General features: G+C 65.0%; 1 pseudogene. It reads left to right on the forward strand.

Annotated features, from left to right (window positions below):
* Window positions 1-1821 (forward strand): annotated as a pseudogene (locus tag B3873_RS22765) (cell wall anchor protein); the annotation flags it as partial.

Here is a 1821-nt window from a genome sequence, read left to right on the forward strand (position 1 = left end):
GGCGGACTTCCTGCAGGGCAGCCGGAAAAGGTCGCGGCGTGGACCGCACTCGATACCAGCGCGTCCCTGCTGCTGGCCGAAATGCTGCAAAACGGTGACGACAGCGACAACGAGGTCGCGCTGTCCGGCGTGAGCGTTGTCAGCGCCAACGGTACCCGCGACATTGCCTGGGGCTATACGGCCGAGCAGACCGACGTAGCTGGCAACGTCAGCCCCAAGGGCAGCCTGAGTGTCATGGTCGATACGGCCACGCCGCCGGTGCTGGACATGGATGCCATCAGCGTGGGCATCCAGGCCAGTGCGCAGCGCCTGAGTTCGGCCAGCGAGTTGCGTGCGGGCACGCCTTTCGCGGCGAATGTGGTGCCCCCGGCCAAGGCCACCGCCTCGGCCATCGACGTGGTCTTCAGCGGCACCGGTCTGGACCTTGCCAATGATCGCCTGTTGCTGGATGCCCTGGTCGCGCTGGACGCCAACCTGGCACCGGTCAGCGGCAAGACCGTGGGCGGCGTGGCCGATGTCAGCTACGTCTACACCACGGCAACGCGCACCCTCAACATCACGAAGTCCAAGGGCGGCACCTTCAGCGGCACCGAGATTGAAGCCATCGTGGAGAGCATCAAGCTGCAGAACCTGACGCCCACGGCCGGCAACCGCGTCATCACCCTCAATCTGCGTGACGATGCCGGGCTGGTCGGCCCCAGCATGCAAGCCATACTCTCAGTAGGCAGCGATGTGCTGATGCTGGATCTGGATCCGGGTACCGCCGGATTGCAGATCAGTTCCAGCCTCAACCTCACCGATGCTGCACAACTGGCAGCCGGCGTGGCCTTCGACGACAGCGTGGCCGCGCCATCCTCGACCCAGGTGGCGGCGATCAAGGTCGTGCTGGGCGGCGCGGGACTGGATCCGGACAACGACCGCTTGCTGCTTGATGCGCCACTGGCCCTCAACGCCGACCTGGCCACCGCTGGCGGCAAGACCGTCGGTGGTGACACCGGCCTGAGCTACGGTTACGACAGAACCAGCCGCACGCTGACGCTGCGCAAGGGCGACAACGGCAACTGGAGCGGCAGCGAAGTACAGTCGATGGTGCAAGCCATCAAGCTGGCCGGCAACAGCACGCATGACGGACTGCGTACCGCACAGATCAGCCTGGTTTCCGCCAGCGGCGAGACGGGCAATCCGTCGAGCGCCGGCATTCGGTTCGATACCCACGCCCCGGTGCTGGATGTCGATACCAGCCAGGTCGATGTACAGACCAGTTCCTTCAAGACGCTCAACGGTGCCAAGGCCGTGGCCGGAGAAGGCTTGTTCGCGCACGACATCGTGGTCTGGCCCACCAGCGACATCAGCAGCATCGCCATCAGGATGGACGGTCCGCAGCTGAACCTGCAGCATGACAAGCTGCTGCTGGATGTGCCGCTGGCGCTCGATGCCAGCCTGCCCGCCGTGACCGGCAAGACGGTGGGCGGGGTGGCCGGGCTGACTTACGGCTATGAAGGCAGCAGCCATCGCCTGACCATCAGCAAGACGTCAGGGGCCGCCCTGAGCGGGCTGGAGGCACTGGCCATCCTCAAGGCCATCCGGTTCCAGAATGCGACCCCCAGCGCAGGGGACCGCAGCGCCTCAATCACCCTGACGGACCAGGCTGGCAACAGCAATACCGTCGTGGCGAAGCTGTCGGTGGACCTCACTGTGCCTTCCAGCATCAGCGCGGCGCTGGTGAGCAGCAAGCAGGTCAGCTACAAGACCCTGAGCATTCCGGACATCATGGGTAGCTCCAGTCCCCATAACCTTCACTCCGGTGAAAGTGCCGATCTC

The organism is Herbaspirillum sp. UBA812 (assembly GCF_002296545.1).
Lineage (GTDB): Bacteria > Pseudomonadota > Gammaproteobacteria > Burkholderiales > Burkholderiaceae_D > Herbaspirillum > Herbaspirillum huttiense.